Origin of the sequence: Rubrimonas sp. (genome assembly GCF_036788415.1) — a bacterium.
Lineage (GTDB): Bacteria > Pseudomonadota > Alphaproteobacteria > Rhodobacterales > Rhodobacteraceae > Rubrimonas.
The window spans coordinates 1-21,417 of the sequence record NZ_DAIQNN010000056.1; the positions used below are offsets into that span (position 1 = coordinate 1).

A 21,417-nucleotide genomic window follows, 5' to 3' on the forward strand; every position below is an offset into this window, starting at 1 on the left:
ACTCCGCCGCCACCTTCCCCCGCGCCTCCCCGATCAGCCGCAGCACCTTGCGCGCGGCATCCGGAATGTTCGTCCCCGGCCCGAAGATCGCCTTGACGCCCGCCGCAGTCAGGAACTCGTAATCCTGATGGGGGATCACGCCGCCGCAGATCACGAGGATGTCCGACGCCCCTTGCGCGCGCAACGCCTCGATGAGCTTCGGGGCCAGCGTGCGGTGGCCGGCGGCCTGGGAGGAGACGCCGATCACGTGGACGTCGTTGTCGATGGCGTCCTGCGCGGCTTCCTCGGGGGTCTGGAAGAGCGGGCCCACGTCGACGTCGAAGCCGATGTCGGCGAAGGCGGTGGCGATGACCTTGGCGCCGCGGTCGTGCCCGTCCTGCCCCATCTTCACCACCAGCATGCGGGGGCGGCGGCCCTCGATCTCGGCGAAGGCCTCGACGTCCTTCTGGATCGCGGCGAAACCGTCGTCGCCGTCGAAGGCCGCGCCGTAGACGCCGGCGAGCGTGCGGACTTCGGCGCGGTGGCGGCCGAAGGCGGTCTCCATCGCGTCGGAGATCTCGCCGACCGAGGCGCGGGCGCGGGCGCAGTCGACGGCCAGAGCGAGGAGATTGCCCTGGCCGGATTTGGCGGAGGCCTCGAGGGCGGCGAGGGCGGCCTTGCAGGCGGCCTCGTCGCGGGTCGCGCGGATGCGCTCGAGGCGGGCGATCTGGCTCTCGCGGACCTGATCGTTGTCGATGCTGCGGATGTCGAGCGGGTCCTCCTTGGCGAGGCGGTACTTGTTGACGCCGACGATCACCTCCTCGCCCCGGTCGATGGCGGCCTGCCGGCGGGCGGCGCTCTCCTCGATGCGCAGCTTGGGCATGCCGGAGGCGACGGCCTTGGTCATGCCGCCGAGCGATTCGACCTCCTCGATGAGGGTCCAGGCGGCCTCGGCCATGTCGGCGGTGAGTTTCTCGACATAGTAGGAGCCGGCGAGGGGGTCGATGACCTTGGTGACGCCGGTCTCCTCCTGAAGGATGAGCTGGGTGTTGCGGGCGATGCGGGCGGAGAACTCGGTCGGCAGCGCGATGGCCTCGTCGAAGGAGTTGGTGTGGAGGCTCTGCGTGCCGCCGAGGACGGCGGACATCGCCTCATAGGCCGTGCGCATGATGTTGTTGTAGGGGTCCTGCTCCTGCAGGGAGACGCCGGAGGTCTGGCAATGGGTGCGCAGCATCAGCGATTCGGGCTTCTTCGCGCCGAATTCGGACATGATGCGGTGCCAGAGCAGGCGGGCGGCGCGGAGCTTGGCCACTTCGGCGAAGAAGTTCATGCCGATGGCGAAGAAGAATGACAGGCGGCCGGCGAAGGCGTCGACGTCCATGCCGCGGGCGATGGCGGTGCGGACGTATTCGCGCCCGTCGGCCAGGGTGAAGGCGAGCTCCTGCACGAGGTTCGCGCCGGCCTCCTGCATGTGGTAGCCGGAAATCGAGATCGAGTTGAAGCGCGGCATCTCGGCGGCGGTGTATTCGATGATGTCGGCGACGATCCGCATCGAGGGCTCGGGCGGGTAGATGTAGGTGTTGCGGACCATGAACTCCTTGAGGATGTCGTTCTGGATGGTGCCGCTGAGGAGCTTGCGGGGGACGCCCTGTTCTTCGCCCGCCACGATGAAGGAGGCGAGGACGGGGATGACGGCGCCGTTCATCGTCATGGAGACGGAGATTTTCTCGAGCGGGATGCCGTCGAAGAGGATCTTCATGTCCTCGACGCTGTCGATGGCGACGCCCGCCTTGCCGACGTCGCCGACGACGCGGGGGTGGTCGCTGTCGTAGCCGCGATGGGTGGCGAGGTCGAAGGCGACGGAGACGCCCTGTTGGCCGGCGGCGAGGTTCTTGCGGTAGAAGGCGTTGGATTCCTCGGCGGTGGAGAAGCCGGCGTATTGGCGGATCGTCCAGGGGCGGCCTGCGTACATCGTGGCGCGGGGGCCGCGGGTGAAAGGCGGCAGACCCGGCAGCGAGCCGATATGGGCGAGGCCGGCGGTGTCGGCTTCGGTGTAGAGGGGCTTGACCGGGATGCCCTCGAGCGTCGTCCAGGTGAGGTCGTCGGGCGTGCGGCCGCGGAGTTCCTTGGCGGCGAGGGCGGACCAGGCGGCGAGGTCGGGCGTGTCGGTCATCTCGGTCTCCTTGCGGCGGCGGCGCGCGGGGCCCATCTGCGGTTCGGGCCAGTATAGACGCAGGCGCGGGGGCGGCGGTATGCTACCATCGCGATAGAGGGGGGTTGGGTCATGTCCGAGACGCCGACGTCGCCGAGGCCCGTTCCTCCGCGTCCGACCCCGCAACCGGGATACTGACGCTAGGACAGCCGAGCCGGGCCCGCGCCGTTCTTGCGAGATCGGCGGCGTAAATTTTCATACCGATGAAATGCTCATACATCAGCTTTCGCCGCTCGACCGAAACAGATGCGTATTCGGGCGATCTGAGATCTTCCGCAAAGCATCGCACACAGTCGAGCTGAGCGTAATAGGACACCACAGGATCGATCGCGTCCTCGGGTAGGAGAGTCAGATCGGCCAGCATCGCGTGATATACGCGCGCATTCAGCGCGTCACGCGGGACGAACGGCGTATAGCTCGGATCGGCGTCGATGGCCTTGGCCATGACGTCGAAATGACGGTGAAGATCGACCTCCTCGTAGCGGGAGAGGTGACTGGCGATCTCGGCGCTCAGGGCGCGGCGCATGTCGGCGGCGCGCTGCGCCTTGCGGGCTTCCTCTTTGCGCTGTTCGCGCCAGTAGGGAACGAACCAGCCGAAGGCGGTGACGAAAGCCGAGATGACGGCTGCGATGATGGCCGGCCCGATCCAAGCCTGCCATTCCCACATCGCCTCACTCGAACTCCATGATCACCGCATCCACCGCGAGGCTGTCGCCCGGCCCCGCGTTGATCTTGGCGACCACGCCCTTGCGCTCGGCGCGCAGCACGTTCTGCATCTTCATCGCTTCGACCGTGCACAGCGTCTGGCCGTCCTGCACTTCCTCGCCGACCTCCACCGCGATGGAGACGACGAGGCCGGGCATCGGGCAGAGCAGCATCTTGGAGGTGTCGGGCGGGACTTTCACCGGCATGTGGACGGCGAGTTGCGCGGTGCGGGGGGTGCGGACGGTGGCCATCAGGTCGGCGCCGCGCCAGCGGATGCGGAAGCCCTCGGTGCGGCGGTCGACCTTCAGCGTCATCGGAAGGCCGTCGACCTTCACATGGGCGAGCGTCGCGCCGGGCGTCCAGTCGGCCTCGATGTGCACGAGGCGGCCCGCGTCGAGATCGGTCTCCGGGCCCGGCGCCGGGCCGTCGAGCGCGGTGATGCGCGCGCCGCCGTTCTCGGAGCGCAGGGCGAAGGCGCGGCCCTGCAGCGTCACCACCCAGTCGGGGCTGACGAGGCGCTCGTGATTGTGCAGCGCGCCGGTCACATGGGCGTCGCGGCGCTCGAGGGTGAGCTTCATCGCGAGGCAGGCGCAGGCGATGCGGGCGAGCGCCTCGTCGGGGAGCGTCACGCCCTCGAAGCCGTCGGGGAACTCCTGCGCGATGAAGGCGGTGGAGATGGCGCCGGAGATGAAGCGCGGATTGTCCATCACGGCGGCGCAGAAGGGCAGGTTGTGGCCGATCCCCTCGACTTCGAAGCCGTCGAGCGCGTCGCGCATCACGGCGATGGCGTCGTGCCGGTCGGGCGCCCAGGAGCACAGCTTGGCGATCATCGGGTCGTAATGCATCGAGATCTCGCCGCCTTCATAGACGCCGGTGTCGTTGCGCACGGCGAGTTTCTCCTCGCGGCGCTCGGCGGGCGGGCGGTAGCGGGTGAGGCGGCCGATCGAGGGCAGGAAGTTGCGATAGGGGTCTTCAGCGTAAAGGCGGCTCTCGATGGCCCAGCCGGTCAGCTTCACGTCGGATTGCCTGAGCGCGAGCGTCTCGCCGGCGGCGACGCGGATCATCTGCTCGACGAGGTCGATGCCGGTGATCAGCTCGGTGACCGGGTGTTCGACCTGAAGACGCGTGTTCATTTCGAGGAAATAGAACTTGCGGTCGGCGTCCACGATGAATTCGACCGTGCCGGCGGAGCAGTAATCCACCGCCTTCGCCAGCGCCACGGCCTGCGCGCCCATCGCGGCGCGGGTGGCCTTGTCGAGGAAGGGCGAGGGCGCTTCCTCGATGACCTTCTGGTTGCGGCGCTGGATCGAGCATTCGCGCTCGCCGAGATGGATGCAGTTCCCGTGCTTGTCGCCGAGCACCTGGATTTCGATGTGGCGGGGCGAGGTGACGAATTTCTCGATGAAGATGCGGTCGTCGCCGAAGCTGGCGGCGGCCTCGTTCTTGGAGGACAGGAACCCCTCGCGCGTCTCGGCGTCGGTGTGGGCGATGCGCATGCCCTTGCCGCCGCCGCCGGCGCTGGCCTTGATCATCACCGGATAGCCGATCTCGTTGGCGATCTGCACGGCCTCATCCGCGTCGGCGATCAGGCCCATATAGCCGGGCACGGTGTTCACGCCGGCTTCGGCGGCGAGCTTTTTCGAGGTGATCTTGTCGCCCATCGCCTCGATGGCGCCGACCGGCGGGCCGATGAAGGCGACGCCCTCGGCGTCGAGCGCCTGCGCGAAGGCGGCGCGTTCGGAGAGGAAGCCGTAGCCGGGATGGACGGCCTGCGCGCCGCTTTCGCGGATCGCGCGCAGGATGTTGTCGATCACGATGTAGGACTGGGCGGCGGGGGGCGGGCCGACATGCACCGCCTCGTCGGCCATGCGCACATGCAGCGCGTCGCGGTCGGCGTCGGAGAAGACGGCGACGGTCTTGATGCCGAGGCGCCGGGCGGTCTTGATGACGCGGCAGGCGATCTCGCCGCGATTGGCGATCAGGATCTTCTCGAACATCCGGCGTCTCCCTGTGCGTCTTCTCGAGGTGTCGTTGCGCGGGCGCGCGCGGCCCAGAGGGTCCAGCGGCGCAATTGCGCGGGATCGGAGAGCAGCGCGTCGAGCGCGCGCGCGGCGTCGGGCGGCGGGGCCGCGCCGTCGAGGGCCGCGACGGCGGCGGTCGCGCGGACTGTCGGGCCGTCCGAGGCGATGCGCACGACGGGGGCGGCGGCGCGGGCGGCGCGCAGGCGGCGCCAGAGGTCCTGACGGAGCGCGGTGGCGAGGCGCAGGCGGGCGCGGGGCGAGAGGGCGGGCGCATCCCACTGCGCCGCGCGCGCGATCAGGGCGGTGGCGCGGCGGGGGCCGCGGGCGAGGGCTTCGGGGGCGAGCAGGCCCCCTGCCCCGGTCTCGATCCAGCGGAAGCGGCCTGCGGGGCGACCGGGCGCGGCGAGGGCGGCGCGCAGCTCGGCGAGCGTCAGGTCGGCGGGCGTCAGGGGTCCTTGCGGGCCAGCGTCATCACGGCGATTCCCATCGCCACCGAACCGCCGGTCAGGCCGAACATCACCGCCAGCAGGAACATCCCCAGCGCGCCGCTCGACCCGCTCTCGGTCAGCGTGCCGATGTTGCCCACATCCGTCCACAGGAAGCCCAGCAGCACCGCCCAACCGCAGATGATCCCGGTCAGGCAGTTGCGCGCGAGGAATTTCAGCAGCCGCCAGTCCGGCGGCTGGGGCGGCTGGCCGTTGGGATGGCCGTTCGGCGGTTGCGGTTCGCTCATGCGCGGCTCCTCGGCTCTCGCCGGAGACATAGGCCGCAGCGCGCCCGGGTCGATCTTCGGAGCGGGCCATCGCGCTCACGCCCTCGCGCTCACAGCGGCAAGTTGTCGTGCTTCTTCCACGGCCGCTCGACGCGCTTGGCGCGCAGCGCGGCGAAGGCGCGGGCGACGCGCTTGCGGGTGCCCATCGGCATGATCACCTCGTCGATGAAGCCGCGCTCGGCGGCGACGAAGGGATTGGCGAAGCGCTTCTCGTATTCCTGCGTGCGGGCGGCGATCTTCTCGGGGTCGTCGAGTTCGGAGCGGTAGAGGATCTCGGTCGCGCCCTTGGCGCCCATCACCGCGATCGAGGCGGTGGGCCAGGCGTAGTTCACGTCGGCGCGCAGATGCTTGGCCGCCATCACGACGTAAGCGCCGCCATAGGCCTTGCGGGTGATCACGGTGACTTTCGGCACCGTCGCCTCGCCATAGGCGAACAGCAGCTTCGCGCCGTGCTTGATCACCCCGCCATATTCCTGCGCCGTGCCCGGCAGGAAGCCCGGCACGTCGACGAAGGTCAGGATCGGGATGTTGAAGGCGTCGCAGAAGCGCACGAAGCGCGCGCCCTTGCGGGCGCTGTCGATGTCGAGCACGCCGGCCAGCACCATCGGCTGGTTGGCGACGACGCCGACGGTCTGCCCCTCCAGCCGCCCGAAGCCGGTGATGATGTTGCGGGCGAAATCGGGCTGGATCTCGAAGAAATCGCCCTCGTCCACGACTTTGAGCACCAGCTCCTTCATGTCGTAGGGCAGGTTGGGGTTGTCGGGGATCAGCGTGTCGAGGCTGTAGTCGAGGCGGTCGCGCGTGTCGTGGAAGGGGCGGATCGGCGGGGCTTCGCGGTTGTTGAGCGGCAGGAAGTCGACCAGCCGGCGCACTTCCGCGAGGGTCTCGACGTCGTTTTCGAACGCGCCGTCGGCGACGGAGGATTTGGAGGTGTGGGTCTTGGCGCCGCCGAGTTCTTCGGCGGTCACCACTTCGTTGGTGACGGTCTTCACCACGTCCGGGCCGGTGACGAACATGTAGGAGCTGTCGCGCACCATGAAGATGAAATCGGTCATCGCGGGCGAATAGACGGCGCCGCCGGCGCAGGGCCCCATGATCACGCTGATCTGCGGGACCACGCCCGAGCCCTCGATGTTGCGCATGAACACTTCGCCATAGGCCGCGAGGCTGTCCACGCCCTCCTGGATGCGCGCGCCGCCCGAATCGTTGAGGCCGATCACGGGGGCGCCCACCTTGATCGCCATGTCCATGATCTTGCAGATCTTGGCGGCGTGGGTCTCGGACACGGAGCCGCCGAGAACGGTGAAGTCCTGCGCGAAGACGTAGACCTGACGGCCGTTGATCGTGCCCCAGCCGGTCACGACGCCGTCGCCCGACATCTGCGTGCCCGCCATGCCGAACTCGACGCAGCGATGCGTGACGAACATGTCGTATTCTTCGAAGGACCCTTCGTCGAGCAGCACCTCGATGCGCTCGCGCGCCGTGAGCTTGCCCTTGGCGTGCTGCGCGGCGATGCGCTTCTCGCCGCCGCCGAGGCGGGCTTCGTCGCGGCGACGGGCGAGTTGTTCGAGAATGTCCTTCATGGGCGTCTCCCCGTCATTTTATTGCGCGCGCGTCCCTTGGGTGGCGCTCTTAGCGCGTTTCGCAGCGCAGCAAAACACCTAATCTTGCAGGCCGCGGCGCCGCAAGGGGTCTGGCGCGCGGGGGACAATCCGCTAGCATCCGCACCATTCGGTCTGCGCGAGGGCGGGATGGGACGGATCACGACGCATGTTCTCGACACGGCGACAGGGCGGCCCGCCGCGGGGCTCGATCTGGCGCTGTTCCGCATCGGGGCCGACGGGGCGCGGGCGGCGCTCGGCTGCGGGCGGACCAATGCGGACGGGCGGCTCGACGCGCCGATCCTCGAAGGTGCGGCGCTGGTCGCGGGGACCTATGAGTTGGAGTTCCATGCGGGGGCGTATCTGCGGGCGCAAGGAAACGCCCTGCCCGAGCCGCTGTTTCTCGACGTGATCCCGCTGCGCTTCGGCGTGTCGGACCCGGACGCGCACCACCATGTGCCGCTGCTGCTGAGCCCGTTCGGCTACTCCACCTATCGGGGGAGCTGAGATGTCGGACCCGATCCGCCTGATCCTGAACGGGGCGCCCGTGACGGTGGAAGGCGCGCGCCCGACGACGACGCTGCTCGACTGGCTGCGCGCGCGGGGCCTGTGCGGGACCAAGGAGGGCTGCGCCGAGGGCGATTGCGGGGCCTGCACGGTCGCGGTGCGGAGCCTCGAAGGCGACCGGCTGGTCACGCGGCCCGTCAATTCCTGCATCCAGCTTCTGCCGATGCTGAACGGCTGCGAATTGGTCACGGTCGAGGCGCTGGCGGGGCCGGGGGGCGCGGCGCACCCGGCGCAGGCGGCGATCGCGGAGGGGCACGGGTCGCAATGCGGGTTCTGCACGCCGGGCTTCGTCATGAGCCTGTGGTGCGCGCTGCGGACCGAAGGCGCCGCGCCGGAGAGGGCGCGGGTGGAGGAGTTGCTGGCGGGCAATCTGTGCCGCTGCACGGGCTACGGGCCGCTGATCGGGGCTTTCGCCGACGCCTTCGCGCGCGGGCCGGCGCCGTGGGAGGAGGCCGATGGGGCGGCGGCGGAGCGGCTGCGGGCGCTGATCCCGCATGCGCATCTGAGCTACGAGGCGGAGGGGAGACGGTTCTTCGCGCCGACCGACCTCGACGCCTTCGCCGATCTGGTCGCGGAGCACCCCGAGGCGACGATCCTCGGCGGGGCCACCGATGTCGGGCTGTGGGTGACGAAGGACCTGTTCGACCCCGAGACGCTGATCTGGACGGGCCGCGTCGGCGCGTTGCGCGAGATGCGGGCGGAGGGCGGCGCGCTGCGGATCGGGGCGGCGGTCACCTATGCCGAGGCGGCGCCGCGCATCGCCGCCCTCTACCCTGACATCGGCGCGCTGATCCGGCGGATCGGCGGCGCGCAGGTGCGGGCGGCGGGGACGGTGGGGGGCAATGTCGCCAACGGTTCGCCCATCGGCGACATGCCGCCGGCGCTGATCGCCGCCGGCGCGACGCTGGCGCTGCGGCGCGGGCGGGAGCGGCGCGAGATGGCGCTGGAGGAGTTCTTCCTCGACTACCGCAAGCAGGATCGCCGGCCCGGCGAATTCGTCGAGGCGCTGCTTTTGCCGATCCCCGCAGACGGGGCGCGGCTGCGCTGCTCGAAAGTCTCCAAACGCTTCGATCAGGACATCACGGCGGTGCTGGGGTGCTTCGACGTGGAGATGCGCGACGGCGTCGTGGTTTCGGCGCGGCTGGCTTATGGCGGGATGGCGGGGGTGCCGAAGCGGGCCGCCCACGCCGAGGCCGCGCTGATCGGGCGGGCGTGGACCGAGGCGACGTTGCGCGACGCGATGGAGGCGCTGGGCGCGGATTTCACGCCGCTGAGCGACATGCGGGCGAGCGCCGTCTATCGCATGCAGGTCGCGCGCAATCTGCTGCTGCGCCACTTCATCGAGACGACGCAGCCGGGGACGCCGACCCGGCTGGAGCGTCGCGATGCGCTGACCTCGGCGGCCTGAGATGGGGGGCTGAGATGGACGGCGGACCTTCCGACCTTTCCCCCACGATCCGCGACGGCGCGGGCGTCGCCCGCCGGCATGACAGCGCGGACCTGCATGTGACGGGCGCGGCGCGCTACGCCGACGATGTGGCGGCCCCCGCCGGGCTGCTGCACGCGCAGTTCGCGCTGTCGCCGATTGCGAAGGGGCGCGCCCTGTCGGTCGATCTGGGGCCGGTGCGCGCGGCGGAAGGCGTCGTCGCGGCGCTGACCGCCGACGACATCCCCGGCGACAACCAGGTCGGGCCGGTCGCCCATGACGAGCCGATGCTGGCGCTGTCGGGGTCGGGCGGCGACGTCCATTACGCCGGGCAGGCGCTGTTTCTGGTCCTCGCCGAAACGCGCGAGGCGGCGCGGCGCGCCGTGCGGCTGGCGCGGATCGAGTGGGCGGAGGACGCGCCGATCCTGACCATCGCGCAGGCGATGGCGGCGGGGTCGCTGCTCCAGCCGCCCTATCGCATGGCGCGGGGGGATGCGGAGGCGGCATTGGAGGCCGCGCCGCGCCGGCTGTCGGGGCGGATCGAGATCGGCGGGCAGGACCATTTCTACCTCGAAGGCCAGATCGCGCTCGCGACCCCCGGCGAGAATGGCGAGACGCATGTGCTGTCCTCGACGCAGCACCCGTCGGAGACGCAGGCCATCGTGGCGCATGTGCTGGGGGTTCCGGCCTCGGCGGTGACGGTGGAAGTGCGGCGGATGGGCGGCGCCTTCGGCGGCAAGGAGACGCAGGGCAACCTGATCGCCGCGGGCGCGGCGCTGGGGGCGCGCGTCACCGGGCGGGCGGTTAAGCTGCGGCTCGACCGCGACGACGATATGCGGCTCACCGGCAAGCGGCACGAATTCGTCATCGATTACGAGGTGGGCTTCGACGAGGCGGGGCGGATTCTGGGGCTGAAAGTGGTCCAGATGACCCGCGGGGGCTGGTCGCTCGACCTGACCTCGGCCATCGCGGACCGGGCGATGTTTCACGCCGACAACGCCTATTTCCTGCCGGCGGCGGAGATCACCTCTTATCGCTGCCGCACCGACACCGTCTCCAACACCGCCTTTCGCGGCTTCGGCGGCCCGCAGGGGATGCTGGGGATGGAGCGGGTGGTCGATCATGTCGCCCATGCGCTCGACCTCGACCCGCTGGAGGTGCGGCGGCGCAATTATTACGATCCGGCGGGGGAAGCGGGGGCGCGTTGCGTCACGCCCTACCACATGCGCGTCGAGGACAACGTGATCGGCGCGATCACGGAAGAGTTGGCGGCGAGCAGCGACTACGCGGCGCGGCGGGCGGAGATCGCGCGCTGGAACGAGACGAGCCCGGTCATCAAGCGCGGGATCGCGTTTGCGCCGGTGAAGTTCGGCATCTCCTTCACCACGACGTTTCTGAACCAGGCCGGCGCGCTGGTTCACATCTATCAGGACGGCTCGGTGCTGCTGAACCATGGCGGGACCGAGATGGGCCAGGGGCTGTTCACCAAGGTGGCGCAGGTCGCGGCGTCGGAGCTTGGGGTGGACCTCGACTGCGTCCGGCCCTCCGCCACCCGCACCGACAAGGTGCCCAACACCTCGGCGACCGCCGCGTCGTCGGGGTCGGACATGAACGGGATGGCGGTGCGCGACGCCTGCCGGAAGCTGCGCAACCGCCTCGCGCGCTTCGCGTCGGAGCGGTTCGGCGTGAGCACGGACGCGGTGCGGTTCGAGGGCAATGCGGTGGTCGTGGGGGCGGAGGCGATCCCCTTCGCGGCCTTCGTGAGAATGGCCTATCTGGCGCGGGTGTCGCTGTCGGCGACGGGGTTCTATGCGACGCCGAAGATCTGGTGGGACCGGGAGAAGGCGCAGGGGCGGCCCTTCTACTATTTCGCCTATGGGGCGGCGGTGTGCGAGGCGGCGGTCGACACGCTGACGGGCGAGAACCGGCTGCTGCGGGCCGATCTGCTGCACGATGTGGGCAAGTCGCTGAACCCCGCCATCGATCTGGGCCAGATCGAGGGGGGCTTCATTCAGGGGCTCGGCTGGCTGACCACGGAAGAGCTGTGGTGGGACGGGAAGGGCCGGCTGCGCACGCACGCGCCGAGCACCTACAAGATCCCCACAGCCTCCGACCGGCCCGAGGACTTCCGGCTGGCGCTGTGGGGGCCGGGGGAGAATCGCGAATTCACGATCCGCCGCTCCAAGGCCGTGGGCGAGCCGCCGCTGATGCTGGCGAATGCGGCGTTTCTGGCGCTGTCGGACGCGGTGCGCGCGGCGGGGCGCGGCGCTTATCCCGCGCTCGACGCGCCGGCGACGCCCGAGCGGGTTCTGGCGGCGGTGGCGCGCGTGCGGGAATGACCGATCTGCGCGGCGCGGACATCGCGGCGGGACTGGAGCGGATGGGGCGGGCGGTGCTGGCGTTCGTGACGCTGGTCCGCGGCTCGACCCCGCGCGAGGCGGGGGCGGCGATGCTGATCGGGGCGGAGGGCGCGCTCGGCACAATCGGCGGCGGGACGGCGGAGCATCGCGCGGTGAGCGCGGCGCGGGCGCTGCTGGCGGAGGCGGCCCCCGCGCCCGAGACGCTCGACTTTCCGCTGGGGCCGGAGCTCGACCAGTGCTGCGGCGGCGCGATGGTGGTGGCGCTCGCGCCGCTGACCGCCGCCGACGCGCCGCGCTTCGCCACGGGGGGCGCGGCGCTCTGGCCGGGCGGGCCGATCTGGCGGGAAGGCCCGGCGCCGCGGCCCGTGCTGATCTACGGGGCGGGGCATGTGGGCGCGGCGGTCGTGCGCGCGCTCGCGCCGCTGCCGTTCGCGCTGCGCTGGGTGGATGCGCGGGAGGGTTTGACCGCGGAGGCGCCGCGGGGCGTCGCGACCGTCGAGACCCCGCTGCCGGAGGCGGAGGCCGGCGCCGCGCCGGCGGGGGCGCTGCACCTCGTCATCACCCATTCCCATGCGCTCGATCTGGAGATCGTCGCGTCGGCGCTGCGGAACGATCCGGGATTCGTCGGGCTGATCGGGTCGGCGACCAAGCGCGCGACGTTCCTGCGGCGGCTGCGGGCCCGGGGGCTGACCGAGGCCGCGCTCGCCCGCCTCACCTGTCCGATCGGGTTGCCGGGGCTGCGCGACAAGCGCCCGGCGGTGATCGCGGCGTCGGTCGCGGCGCAGCTGTTGCAGGTCGACGCGGCGCTGGCGGCGCAGCGGCGGGGGGCTGCGTGAGCGCTGCGACCATCCTGCGCGGGCGGCTCCTGCGCTGGGAGGGCGACCCGTTCGAGATCGGCGACGAGGCGCTGGTCTGGGAGGAGGACGGCGCGGTCGCCGTCGCCGACGGGCGCATCGCGTCGGTCGGGCCGGCGGCGCAGGTGCTGGCGGCGCATCCGGGCGCGGAGGTCCGCCACAGGCCGCGGGCGGTGATCGCGCCGGGGTTCGTCGATTGCCATGTCCACCCGTTCCAGACGCCGATCATCGCCTCATGGGGCGCGCAGCTGATCGACTGGCTGAACGGCTACACCTTCCCCGAGGAGGCGCGCTGCGCCGACCCGGCGCATGCGGCGGAGGTGGCGCGGCTGTTCTTCGACGAGCAGCTGCGCAACGGCTACACCGCCTGCTGCGCCTTCGGCACGATCCACGAAGCGGCGATGGACGCGTTCTTTTCGGAGGCGCAGGCGCGGGGGCTGCGCGCGCTCGGCGGCAAGATGATGATGGACCGCAACGCGCCGCCGAACCTTTGCGAGGGCGCGCAGGAGGCGTTCGACCGCTCGGCGGCGCTGATCGCGCGCTGGCATGGGGCGGGGCGGCTCGGCTACGCCATCGCGCCGCGCTTCGCGCCGACTTCGACGCCCGAACTGCTGGAGGCGGCGGGGGCGCTCGCCCGGGCGCATCCCGATTGCGCGATCGAGACGCATCTGAGCGAGAACCCGGCCGAAATCTCCTGGGTGGCGGAGCTGTTCCCGCAGGCGCGCGACTATCTCGACGTCTACGAGCGTTTCGGGCTGCTGTCCCCGCGCGCGATCTTCGGCCATGCGATCCATCTGAGCGCGCGGGAGCGGGCGCGGCTGGCGGAGGTGGGGGCGGCGGTGGCGCATTGCCCGACCTCCAACCACTTCCTCGGCTCGGGCGCCTGCGACGTGGCGGGGCTGAAGGCGATGGGGGTGCGGGTGGGGCTGGCGACCGACACCGGGGGAGGCTCGTCCTTCTCGCCGTTTGCGACGATGCGGGCGGCCTATGAGCTGGGGCAGAGCCGGGGCGCCGCGCTGACGCCGGCGCAGCTGTGGCGGCTCGCGACGGCGGGGGCGGCGGAGGCGATGGGGTTCGGCGATCGGATCGGCGATCTGGCCGAAGGGATGGAGGCCGACGCCGTGCTGCTCGACCCGGAGGCGACGCCGCTGCTGGCGGCGCGGAGCGCGCGCGCCGAAAGCCCCGCTTCGCTGCTCTTCGCGCTGATCATCCTCGGCGACGATCGCTGCGTTCTGGAGAGCTGGAGCGGGGGACGCCGGACCCACAGCCGCGACAGTTAACCATTTCTTAATTTTATCTGGCGTTTTCGCAGTTTTTGCCGCATACTTTCTTCAGTTCATCGTTAGACGTGTGTGTGTCATGTGGGAAAATCTTGGGGTCGCGATCCGGTCGCTCCTGCAGGCGGCGCTCGTCGCCGGGGTGTTCGCGGGGTTGATCTGGGTCGCGCTGCAGCCGATCCTCGACGCGGTCGACACGCTGCGCTTTCTCTGAGACGCGCGGCGAGACCGACGCTCCAGGAGCGCCTTGCGCGCCGCAACGAAGGCCCCTGACCGATGGCCGAGCCGCCCGCCCCGACGCCGCAGCCCCGCCGCGTGATGGCGCTGGGCGCCAGCGGGACCATCGGGCGCGCGACGGTGTCGGCGCTGCTGGACAGAGGGCATGAGGTGGTCTGCTTCCTGCGGCCCGCCGCCTCGGGCGACCCGCGGCGGGGGCTGCCCGAGCGGGCGGTCTTGCGCTTCGGCGACGCGACCGATCCCGCGGCGCTGTCGCGGACGGGGTTCCGGGGCGAGCGCTTCGACGCGGTCGTCTCCTGCATGGCTTCGCGCGCCGGCGCGCCAGCCGACGCCTGGGCGGTCGAGCGCGACGCGCAGCTGCGCGCGCTGGAGGCGGCGCAAGCGGCGGGGGCGGATCAGTTCGTCCTGCTCTCGGCGATCTGCGTGCAGAAGCCGCTGCTGGAGTTCCAGAAGGCCAAGCTGGCGTTCGAGGAGGCGCTGATCGCGTCCGGCATGGCGTATTCCATCGTGCGCCCCACCGCCTTCTTCAAGTCGCTGTCGGGGCAGGTCGCGCGGGTGAAGGCCGGCAAGCCCTATCTCGTCTTCGGCGACGGGCGGCTGACCGCCTGCAAGCCCATCGGCGACGGCGATCTGGCGGCTTTCCTCGCCGACTGCCTCGACCTGCCGGAGCGGCGAAACCGCATCCTGCCCATTGGCGGCCCCGGCCCTGCGCTCACGCCGCGCGATCAGGGCGAGGCGCTGTTCAAGCTGCTCGGGCGCGAGGCGCGGTTCCGGCAAGTCCCGGTCGCGCTGCTCGACGCGATCATCGGCGGGCTGACGCTCGCGGGGCGGGTTTCGTCGCGTCTGCGCGACAAGGCCGAGTTCGCGCGGATCGGGCGCTATTACGCGACCGAGTCGATGCTGGTCCTGAACCCCGAAACCGGGCGCTACGACTCGGACGCGACGCCCGAGACCGGGACCGAGACGCTGTTCGCGTATCAGGCGCGGCTGCTGCGCGGCGAGGCGGCGCTCGACCGGGGCGCGCATGCGGTGTTCTGAACCTCAACGTTGACGGACGCCGCGCCGCCCCATAATCTGGAATCATTCCAGATTGGGGTCCATTCATGCTCACAGCGCTCACCGGCCGGCGCCGCTTCGCCGATCTCTCCGAACGCGAAGTCCTTGCGCTGGCGATCTCGGCGGAGGAGGACGACGCGCGCATCTATCGCTGGTACGCGGAATCCTTACGCGGCGATTTCCCCGACAGCGCCGCCGCCTTCGACGCGATGGCCGTCGAGGAGGACGGGCATCGCCGCCGCCTCATCGACATCCACGCCAAGCGCTTCGGCGAGACCATCCCGCTGATCCGGCGCGAGCATGTCGCGGGGTTCTACGCGCGCCGCCCGGTCTGGCTGGTCGAGAAGCTCGGGCTCGACCGCATCCGCGCCGAGGCGGCGCGGATGGAGCGCGACGCGCACGACTTCTACCTGCGCGCGGCGCAATCCACCACCGACGCGGCGACCCGCAAGCTGCTCGGCGACCTCGCCGCCGCCGAAGGCGGGCATGAGGCGAAATGGAACCGGATCGAGGCGCGCCATCTCGACCCCGAGACCCGCGCCGCCGAGGACGATGCGGCGCATCGGCAATTCGTGCTGACTTACGTGCAGCCGGGGCTGGCGGGGCTGATGGACGGCTCGGTCTCGACGCTGGCGCCGATCTTCGCCGCCGCCTTCGCCACGGGCGACACCTGGCAGACGTTTCTGGTGGGGCTCGCGGCCTCGGTCGGCGCCGGCATCTCGATGGGGTTCACGGAAGCGGCCTCGGATGACGGGGTGATCTCGGGGCGCGGCTCGCCGGTGACGCGCGGGTTCGTGACCGGGACGATGACGATGCTCGGCGGGCTGGGGCACGCCCTGCCCTATCTGATCCCCGATTTCTGGACCGCGACCTGGATCGCCATCGCCGTGGTGTTCGTCGAGCTTTGGGCGATCGCCTGGATCCAGAACCGTTATATGGAGACGCCGTTCTGGCGCGCGACGCTGCAGGTGGTGGTGGGGGGCGCGCTGGTTCTCGGGGCGGGGATGCTGATCGGGCTGGGGTGACGGGCCTTGGACTGGCGGGCGCGCCATGGGATGAGGGGCCGCCCGAAGCTTCGCTGACGCCAGCCGGAGACTGCAATGTCCCACGCCGATCGCCTGCTGCGCGCCGTGTTCGGCTTCGCCGAGTTCCGCCCGGGCCAGCGCGAGATCGTCGATGCGGTGATCGGCGGGCGCGACGTGCTGGCGATCATGCCGACGGGCGGCGGCAAGTCGCTGTGCTACCAGCTGCCGGCGCTGGCGCGCGACGGGGTGACGGTCGTCGTCTCGCCGCTGATCGCGCTGATGCGCGATCAGGTGGCGGCGCTGCGGGCGGCGGGGGTGGAGGCGGGCGCGCTGACCTCGGCCAACGCGCCCGAGGAGACCGAAGCGGTGTTCGACGCGCTCGACCGCGGGGCGCTGAAGCTGCTCTACATGGCGCCGGAGCGCATCGCGTCGTCGGGGCCGCTGTTGCGGCGGGCGGGCGTCGGGCTGCTGGCGGTGGACGAGGCGCATTGCGTCAGCCAGTGGGGGCACGACTTCCGGCCCGACTATCTGCGGCTCGGCGAGTTGCGGCGGGCCTTGGGCGGCGTGCAGACCGCCGCCTTCACCGCCACCGCCGACGCGGAGACGCGCGCGGAGATCGTGCGTCGGCTGTTCGACGGGGAACCGGCGACCTTCCTGCGCGGCTTCGACCGGCCCAACCTGTTCCTCGCCTTTCAGCCCAAGGACAACCCCCGCGCGCAGCTTCTGCGCTTCGCGAGCGCGCGCAAGGGGCGGTCGGGGATCGTCTACGCCGGCTCGCGCAACAAGACCGAAGTGCTGGCGCAGGCGCTGAGCGCGGCGGGCGTGCCCGCCCTGCCCTATCACGCGGGTCTGCCGGCGGAGCTGCGCGGCCAGCATCAGGACCGCTTCCAGCGCGAGGACGATCTGGTGATGTGCGCCACCGTCGCCTTCGGGATGGGGGTGGACAAGCCCGACATCCGCTGGGTCGCGCATGCCGACCTGCCGAAATCGGTGGAGGCCTATTATCAGGAGATCGGGCGCGCGGGGCGCGACGGGGCGCCGGCGGAGACGCTGACGCTCTGGGGCGTGGACGACGTGAAGCTGCGGCGCATGCAGATCGACGAAAGCGCCGCCCCGCCCGAGCGCAAACGGGCCGATCACGCGCGGCTCGACGCGCTGCTGGCGCTGGCCTCGGCGCCGCGCTGCCGGCGGGTGACGCTGCTGGCCTATTTCGGCGAGGCGGCGGAGCCCTGCGGCAATTGCGACCTGTGCCGCAACCCCGCCCCTCTGCGCGACGCGACGGAGCTGGCGCAGAAGGCGCTGTCGGCGATGCTGCGCACGGGCGAGCGCTACGGGCTCGACCATCTGATCGCGGTGCTGCGCGGCGAGGCGACCGACAAGGTGCGCGAGAAGGGCCATGACGCGCTGCCGACTTTCGGCGTCGGGCGGGAGCTCGACCGCTTGCAATGGCGCGGGCTGTTCCGCCAGCTCTACGCGCTGGGGCTGGTCTGGACCGACCCCGACCGCCACGGCGCCTGGCGCTGCGCGGAGGCCGCGCGCCCGGTTCTCAAGGGCGAGCAGCGGCTGGAGCTGCGCGCCGATCCGCCGGCGGAGAAGGGGGGCGCGCGGTCCCAGCGCGCCGCGCCGGCGGCGCTGGTGGCGGAGGAGGACGAGGCGCTGCTCTCGGCGCTCAAGGCGAAGCGGCGCGAACTGGCCGAGGCGCAGAAGGTTCCGGCCTATGTGGTGTTTCCCGACCGCACGCTGATCGACATGGCGACCCGCAAGCCGCAGAACCGCGATGCGCTGGCGCAGTGCCACGGCGTCGGCGCCGCCAAGCTCGCCCGTTATGGCGAGGCGTTTCTGGACGTGCTGACCGGCGCGCCGCCGCCGCCAGAACACCCCGCCCGCGCCAGGCTGCCGCGCGAGGCCGCGGCGCTGTTCGACGCGCTGGAGGCCGCGGCGCGGGACCTCGCGCGCGGGGCGGACGGGACCGGCAAGCCGCTCGCCCTCACCCGCGCCACGCTGGCCAAGATCGCCGAGCAGCGCCCGCGCGATCTGGCGGCGCTGGCGGCGATCCACGGAATGGGGCCGCAGAAGGCCGAGCGCTACGGCGCCGCCTTCCTCGCGGCGATCGAGGCGCATGAGGGCTGAGCCCGCGATGAGCACCGGCATGCATCGCGACCGCCTCGACGCGGTTCTGGCGGCGCTGCGGGAGAGCGGCGCGCGCAGCGTGCTCGATCTGGGCTGCGGCGACGGGGCGCTGCTGGCGCCGCTGCTCGGCGAGCCGTGGGTGGAGCGGGTCGTGGGGGTTGATGCGCACGGGCCCTCGCTCGCGCGGTTGCGGCGGCGGCTGACGGAGGCCGAGCGGCCCGAGCGGGCGCGGCTGATCGAGGGGGATTTCACCGCGCCGGCGCTGGCGCAGGGGCTCGGCGGCTTCGACGCGGCGGCGCTGGTGGAGGTGATCGAGCATCTGCCGCCCGAACGGCTGTCCGCCGTCGAGGCGGCGGTGTTCCGGCGGATGCGGCCCGCGACGGTCGTTCTCACCACGCCAAACGCCGAGTTCAACGCGCTGCTGGGGACGCCGCCCTCGCGGATGCGCCACCCCGACCACCGCTTCGAATGGGGCCGCGCGCAGTTCGCCCGATGGTGCCAGGGGGTCGCGGCGCGGACGGGCTACGCCGTCGCGCTGTCCTGCGTCGGGGGCGCGCATCCCGCGCTCGGAGGGCCGAGCCAGATGGCGACGTTCAGCCTTGGGCGGGGCTGAGGCCGCTGCGCGCGTTCATGTCGTCGGTCTCGACGGTCTCGGCGCCGCCCTGTTCGAGGACTTCGGCGCGGCGGCAGATCTCCGCGGTCATGCGCTTGAAGAGCACGACATGCGCCGGCAGCATCGCGGCCCAGTAGAGCGCGCCCGCCGTCCCCTGCGGCTTCCACCATGCGGTGACGGTGACGGAGGCGCCGCCATGGAACGGGTCGATGCGGAACTCCAGCACGCCCTCGCCCGGCGCCTTCATGTTGAAGCGCAGGGCCAGCACCGACTGATGCTCGGCGACCAGCACTTCCCAGCTGTCGATCCAGTCGCCGGGCTGGAGCGGGCCTTGCGTCGTGCGGCCCCGCTTCAGCCCCGGCCCGCCGACGGCGGCGTCCATCCACTCGCGCACGGTCCAGAGGAAATCGAGGGCGAAATAGCGGTTCTCGCCGCCGACATGGGTGACGACTTCCCAGAGCGCGGCAGCGGAGGCGCGAGTCCGCGCAGTGGCGCCGGCCTTGCGCGGGTAGTCGCGGTAGGGGTGGCGCGGGTCGGACATGGAGCGGCTCCGTCGATGGGTCCCGCGCAGCATACCGTCGACGCGCGGCGACGTCAGCGGGGCGGCGCGCAGACCATCGGTCGCACCTCGGGGCGCCCGCGATGTTGTCGCGCCGCTTCGCCGCTGCTAAGTCGGCGCACCATGACAAGCGGCGAGCGGAGAGCGCGAATTACCGGCCCGGCCTCCTGAACGGGGAGCGCCGGGAGCCTTCGCCCTCGTCCTCGCGCCGGCGCCGCAGCGCCCTGGCCGCACCACCCGGGAACCGCCCTGATGCCGTCCGACACAAGCGCCGAATCGACAGCCGCCCCCGACTACAAGGACACGCTGTTCCTGCCCGCGACCGTCTTCCCGATGCGCGCGGGGCTGCCCGCCCGCGAGCCCGGCTGGCTCGCGCGCTGGGAGGAGATGGGCCTCTATGCGCGGATGCGGCGGGCCGCGCAGGGCCGCCCGGCCTTCGAGCTGCATGACGGGCCGCCCTACGCCAACGGGCATCTCCATATCGGCCACGCGCTCAACAAGATCCTCAAGGATTTCGTCGTGCGCTCGCACCAGATGCTCGGCTTCGACAGCGCTTATGTTCCGGGCTGGGACTGCCACGGGCTGCCGATCGAGTGGAAGATCGAGGAGCAGTATCGCGCCAAGGGCAAGTCCAAGGACGACGTGCCGATCAACGAGTTGCGCGCGGAATGCCGGAAATTCGCCGAAGGCTGGGTCGACGTGCAGCGCGCGGAGTTCAAGCGGCTGGGGGTCACGGGCGACTGGGAGCGGCCGTATCTCACGATGAGCTACGACGCGGAGGCGACCATCGCGGCGGAGTTCATGACCTTCGTGATGAACGGGACGCTCTATCAGGGGTCGAAACCGGTGATGTGGTCGCCGGTGGAGCAGACGGCGCTGGCGGAGGCGGAAGTCGAGTATCACGACCGGCAGGTCGAGACGGTGTGGGTGAAGTTTCCGGTGGTCGCGGGCGGGCTCGACGCCGCCGTGGTCATCTGGACCACCACCCCCTGGACCATCCCCTCCAACCGCGCCGTCGCCTATGGCGCCGAGATCGCCTACGGTCTCTACGAGATCACGGACGCGCCCGAGGACAACTGGGTGAAGCCCGGCGAGCGGCTGGTTATGGCCGACGCGCTGGCCGAATCCATCCTGACGCGCGCCCGCGTCACGGCCTTCACGCGAGTCGAAGGCGTTCCCGCCGCAACGCTCGCAGGCCTCACCTGCGCGCATCCCCTCGCCTGGGCCGATCCGTTCTGGGGCTACCCCGTCCCCCTTCTCGAAGCCGATTTCGTCACCGACGACACCGGCTCGGGCTTCGTCCACTGCGCGCCCTCCCATGGCGAGGACGATTACGAGCTGTTCCGCAAGAAGGGGATGCTCGACCGGATCACCCACAATGTCGGCACGGCGGGGGAGTTCGTCGACGGCGTGCCGTTCTTCGGCGGGCTCCACATCCTCGACCGCAAGGGCAAGGAGGGGAAGGCGAACCGGGCGGTGCTCGACAAGCTGAAGGAAGTCGGCGCGGTGGTCGCGACGCAGCGCCAGACGATCTCGGACGCGCATAGCTGGCGCTCCAAGGCGCCCGTCATCCGGCTGAACCGCCCGCAATGGTTCATCGCCATCGACAAGACCCTTGAGGACGGGATGGGGGAGCACGGCGCCACCATCCGCGAACGCGCGCTGAAATCCATCGAGGCGCTGGTCGCCTTCACGCCCAAGACCGGCCAGAACCGCCTGCGCAGCATGATCGCCGCCCGCCCCGACTGGGTGGTGTCGCGCCAGCGCGCCTGGGGGGTGCCGCTGACCTGCTTCCAGCATCGCGAGACCGGGGAGTTGCTGCGCGATGCGGAGGTCAACGCCCGCATCGTCGCGGCTTTCCGCGCCGAAGGGGCGGATGCCTGGTTCGCCGAAGGGGCGAAGGCGCGGTTTCTCGGGAACGCTTACGACCCCGAGGCGTGGACGCTGGTGACGGACATTCTCGACGTCTGGTTCGACTCAGGCTCCACCCACGCCTTCGCGCTGCGCGACCGGGGCGGGCAAT

Annotated in this window: 17 protein-coding genes; 11 read left to right on the forward strand and 6 right to left on the reverse strand. The window is 71.1% G+C overall.

From position 1 onward, the window contains the following. From scpA to V7Q31_RS12670, 5 genes are all read right to left on the reverse strand, one after another. Window positions 1–2,152, reverse strand: a 2,152-nt coding sequence (scpA, locus tag V7Q31_RS12650) for a methylmalonyl-CoA mutase (protein WP_333834225.1), incomplete at its 3' end; no start/stop codon positions are given. Between the two features lie 109 nt (window positions 2,153–2,261). Then, window positions 2,262–2,858, reverse strand: coding sequence for a hypothetical protein (locus V7Q31_RS12655; protein ID WP_333834226.1), 597 nt, complete (start codon window positions 2,856–2,858; stop codon window positions 2,262–2,264). A 4-nt stretch (window positions 2,859–2,862) separates the two neighbouring features. Beyond that, on the reverse strand, window positions 2,863–4,893 hold the full coding sequence (locus tag V7Q31_RS12660) for an acetyl/propionyl/methylcrotonyl-CoA carboxylase subunit alpha (protein WP_333834227.1): 2,031 nt from the start codon (window positions 4,891–4,893) through the stop codon (window positions 2,863–2,865). A 469-nt stretch (window positions 4,894–5,362) separates the two neighbouring features. After that, a complete protein-coding gene (locus V7Q31_RS12665; RefSeq protein WP_333834228.1) occupies window positions 5,363–5,650 on the reverse strand; it encodes a hypothetical protein in 288 nt (95 codons plus the stop codon). 89 nt (window positions 5,651–5,739) lie between these two features. Further along, on the reverse strand, window positions 5,740–7,272 hold the full coding sequence (locus V7Q31_RS12670) for an acyl-CoA carboxylase subunit beta (RefSeq protein WP_333834229.1): 1,533 nt from the start codon (window positions 7,270–7,272) through the stop codon (window positions 5,740–5,742). 168 nt (window positions 7,273–7,440) lie between these two features. Between V7Q31_RS12670 and uraH the strand changes: the two genes are divergently transcribed. From uraH to V7Q31_RS12720, 10 genes are all read left to right on the forward strand, one after another. Further along, complete coding sequence (gene uraH, locus V7Q31_RS12675; protein WP_333834230.1) at window positions 7,441–7,797, forward strand: hydroxyisourate hydrolase; 357 nt, start codon at window positions 7,441–7,443, stop codon at window positions 7,795–7,797. Window position 7,798: 1 nt separating this feature from the next. Then, window positions 7,799–9,265 (forward strand): xanthine dehydrogenase small subunit, encoded by a 1,467-nt coding sequence (gene xdhA / locus V7Q31_RS12680; protein WP_333834231.1) that lies wholly within the window; start codon window positions 7,799–7,801, stop codon window positions 9,263–9,265. A gap of 14 nt (window positions 9,266–9,279) precedes the next feature. Further along, window positions 9,280–11,622 carry a xanthine dehydrogenase molybdopterin binding subunit gene (gene xdhB / locus V7Q31_RS12685; RefSeq protein WP_333834232.1) on the forward strand — a complete coding sequence of 781 codons (2,343 nt, stop codon included), beginning with the start codon at window positions 9,280–9,282 and terminating at the stop codon, window positions 11,620–11,622. After that, window positions 11,619–12,479, forward strand: coding sequence for a xanthine dehydrogenase accessory protein XdhC (gene xdhC, locus V7Q31_RS12690; protein WP_333834233.1), 861 nt, complete (start codon window positions 11,619–11,621; stop codon window positions 12,477–12,479). Before xdhB ends, xdhC begins: the two co-directional genes overlap by 4 nt. Further along, a complete protein-coding gene (gene guaD, locus V7Q31_RS12695; RefSeq protein ID WP_333834234.1) occupies window positions 12,476–13,777 on the forward strand; it encodes a guanine deaminase in 1,302 nt (433 codons plus the stop codon). Before xdhC ends, guaD begins: the two co-directional genes overlap by 4 nt. A gap of 79 nt (window positions 13,778–13,856) precedes the next feature. Next, complete coding sequence (locus V7Q31_RS12700; protein ID WP_333834235.1) at window positions 13,857–13,988, forward strand: hypothetical protein; 132 nt, start codon at window positions 13,857–13,859, stop codon at window positions 13,986–13,988. A gap of 62 nt (window positions 13,989–14,050) precedes the next feature. Next, a complete protein-coding gene (locus V7Q31_RS12705; protein WP_333834236.1) occupies window positions 14,051–15,049 on the forward strand; it encodes an NAD(P)H-binding protein in 999 nt (332 codons plus the stop codon). A gap of 65 nt (window positions 15,050–15,114) precedes the next feature. Next, complete coding sequence (gene mbfA, locus V7Q31_RS12710; RefSeq protein ID WP_333834237.1) at window positions 15,115–16,092, forward strand: iron exporter MbfA; 978 nt, start codon at window positions 15,115–15,117, stop codon at window positions 16,090–16,092. 75 nt (window positions 16,093–16,167) lie between these two features. Further along, entirely contained in the window at window positions 16,168–18,222 is a 2,055-nt protein-coding gene (recQ, locus tag V7Q31_RS12715; protein WP_333834238.1) for a DNA helicase RecQ, read from the forward strand. Next, window positions 18,212–18,835 (forward strand): methyltransferase domain-containing protein, encoded by a 624-nt coding sequence (locus V7Q31_RS12720; RefSeq protein ID WP_333834239.1) that lies wholly within the window; start codon window positions 18,212–18,214, stop codon window positions 18,833–18,835. Before recQ ends, V7Q31_RS12720 begins: the two co-directional genes overlap by 11 nt. On the opposite strand, the gene V7Q31_RS12725 is transcribed toward V7Q31_RS12720, so the two are convergent. Then, the gene (locus V7Q31_RS12725; protein WP_333834240.1) at window positions 18,816–19,376 is read right to left on the reverse strand and encodes a DUF2867 domain-containing protein; all 561 of its coding nucleotides are present in this window, start codon (window positions 19,374–19,376) and stop codon (window positions 18,816–18,818) included. The two genes, V7Q31_RS12720 and V7Q31_RS12725, sit on opposite strands and share 20 nt — an antisense overlap. Window positions 19,377–19,646: 270 nt before the next feature. Here V7Q31_RS12725 and V7Q31_RS12730 point away from each other — a divergent pair. Further along, window positions 19,647–21,417, forward strand: a 1,771-nt coding sequence (locus V7Q31_RS12730; protein WP_333834241.1) for an isoleucine--tRNA ligase, incomplete at its 3' end; no start/stop codon positions are given.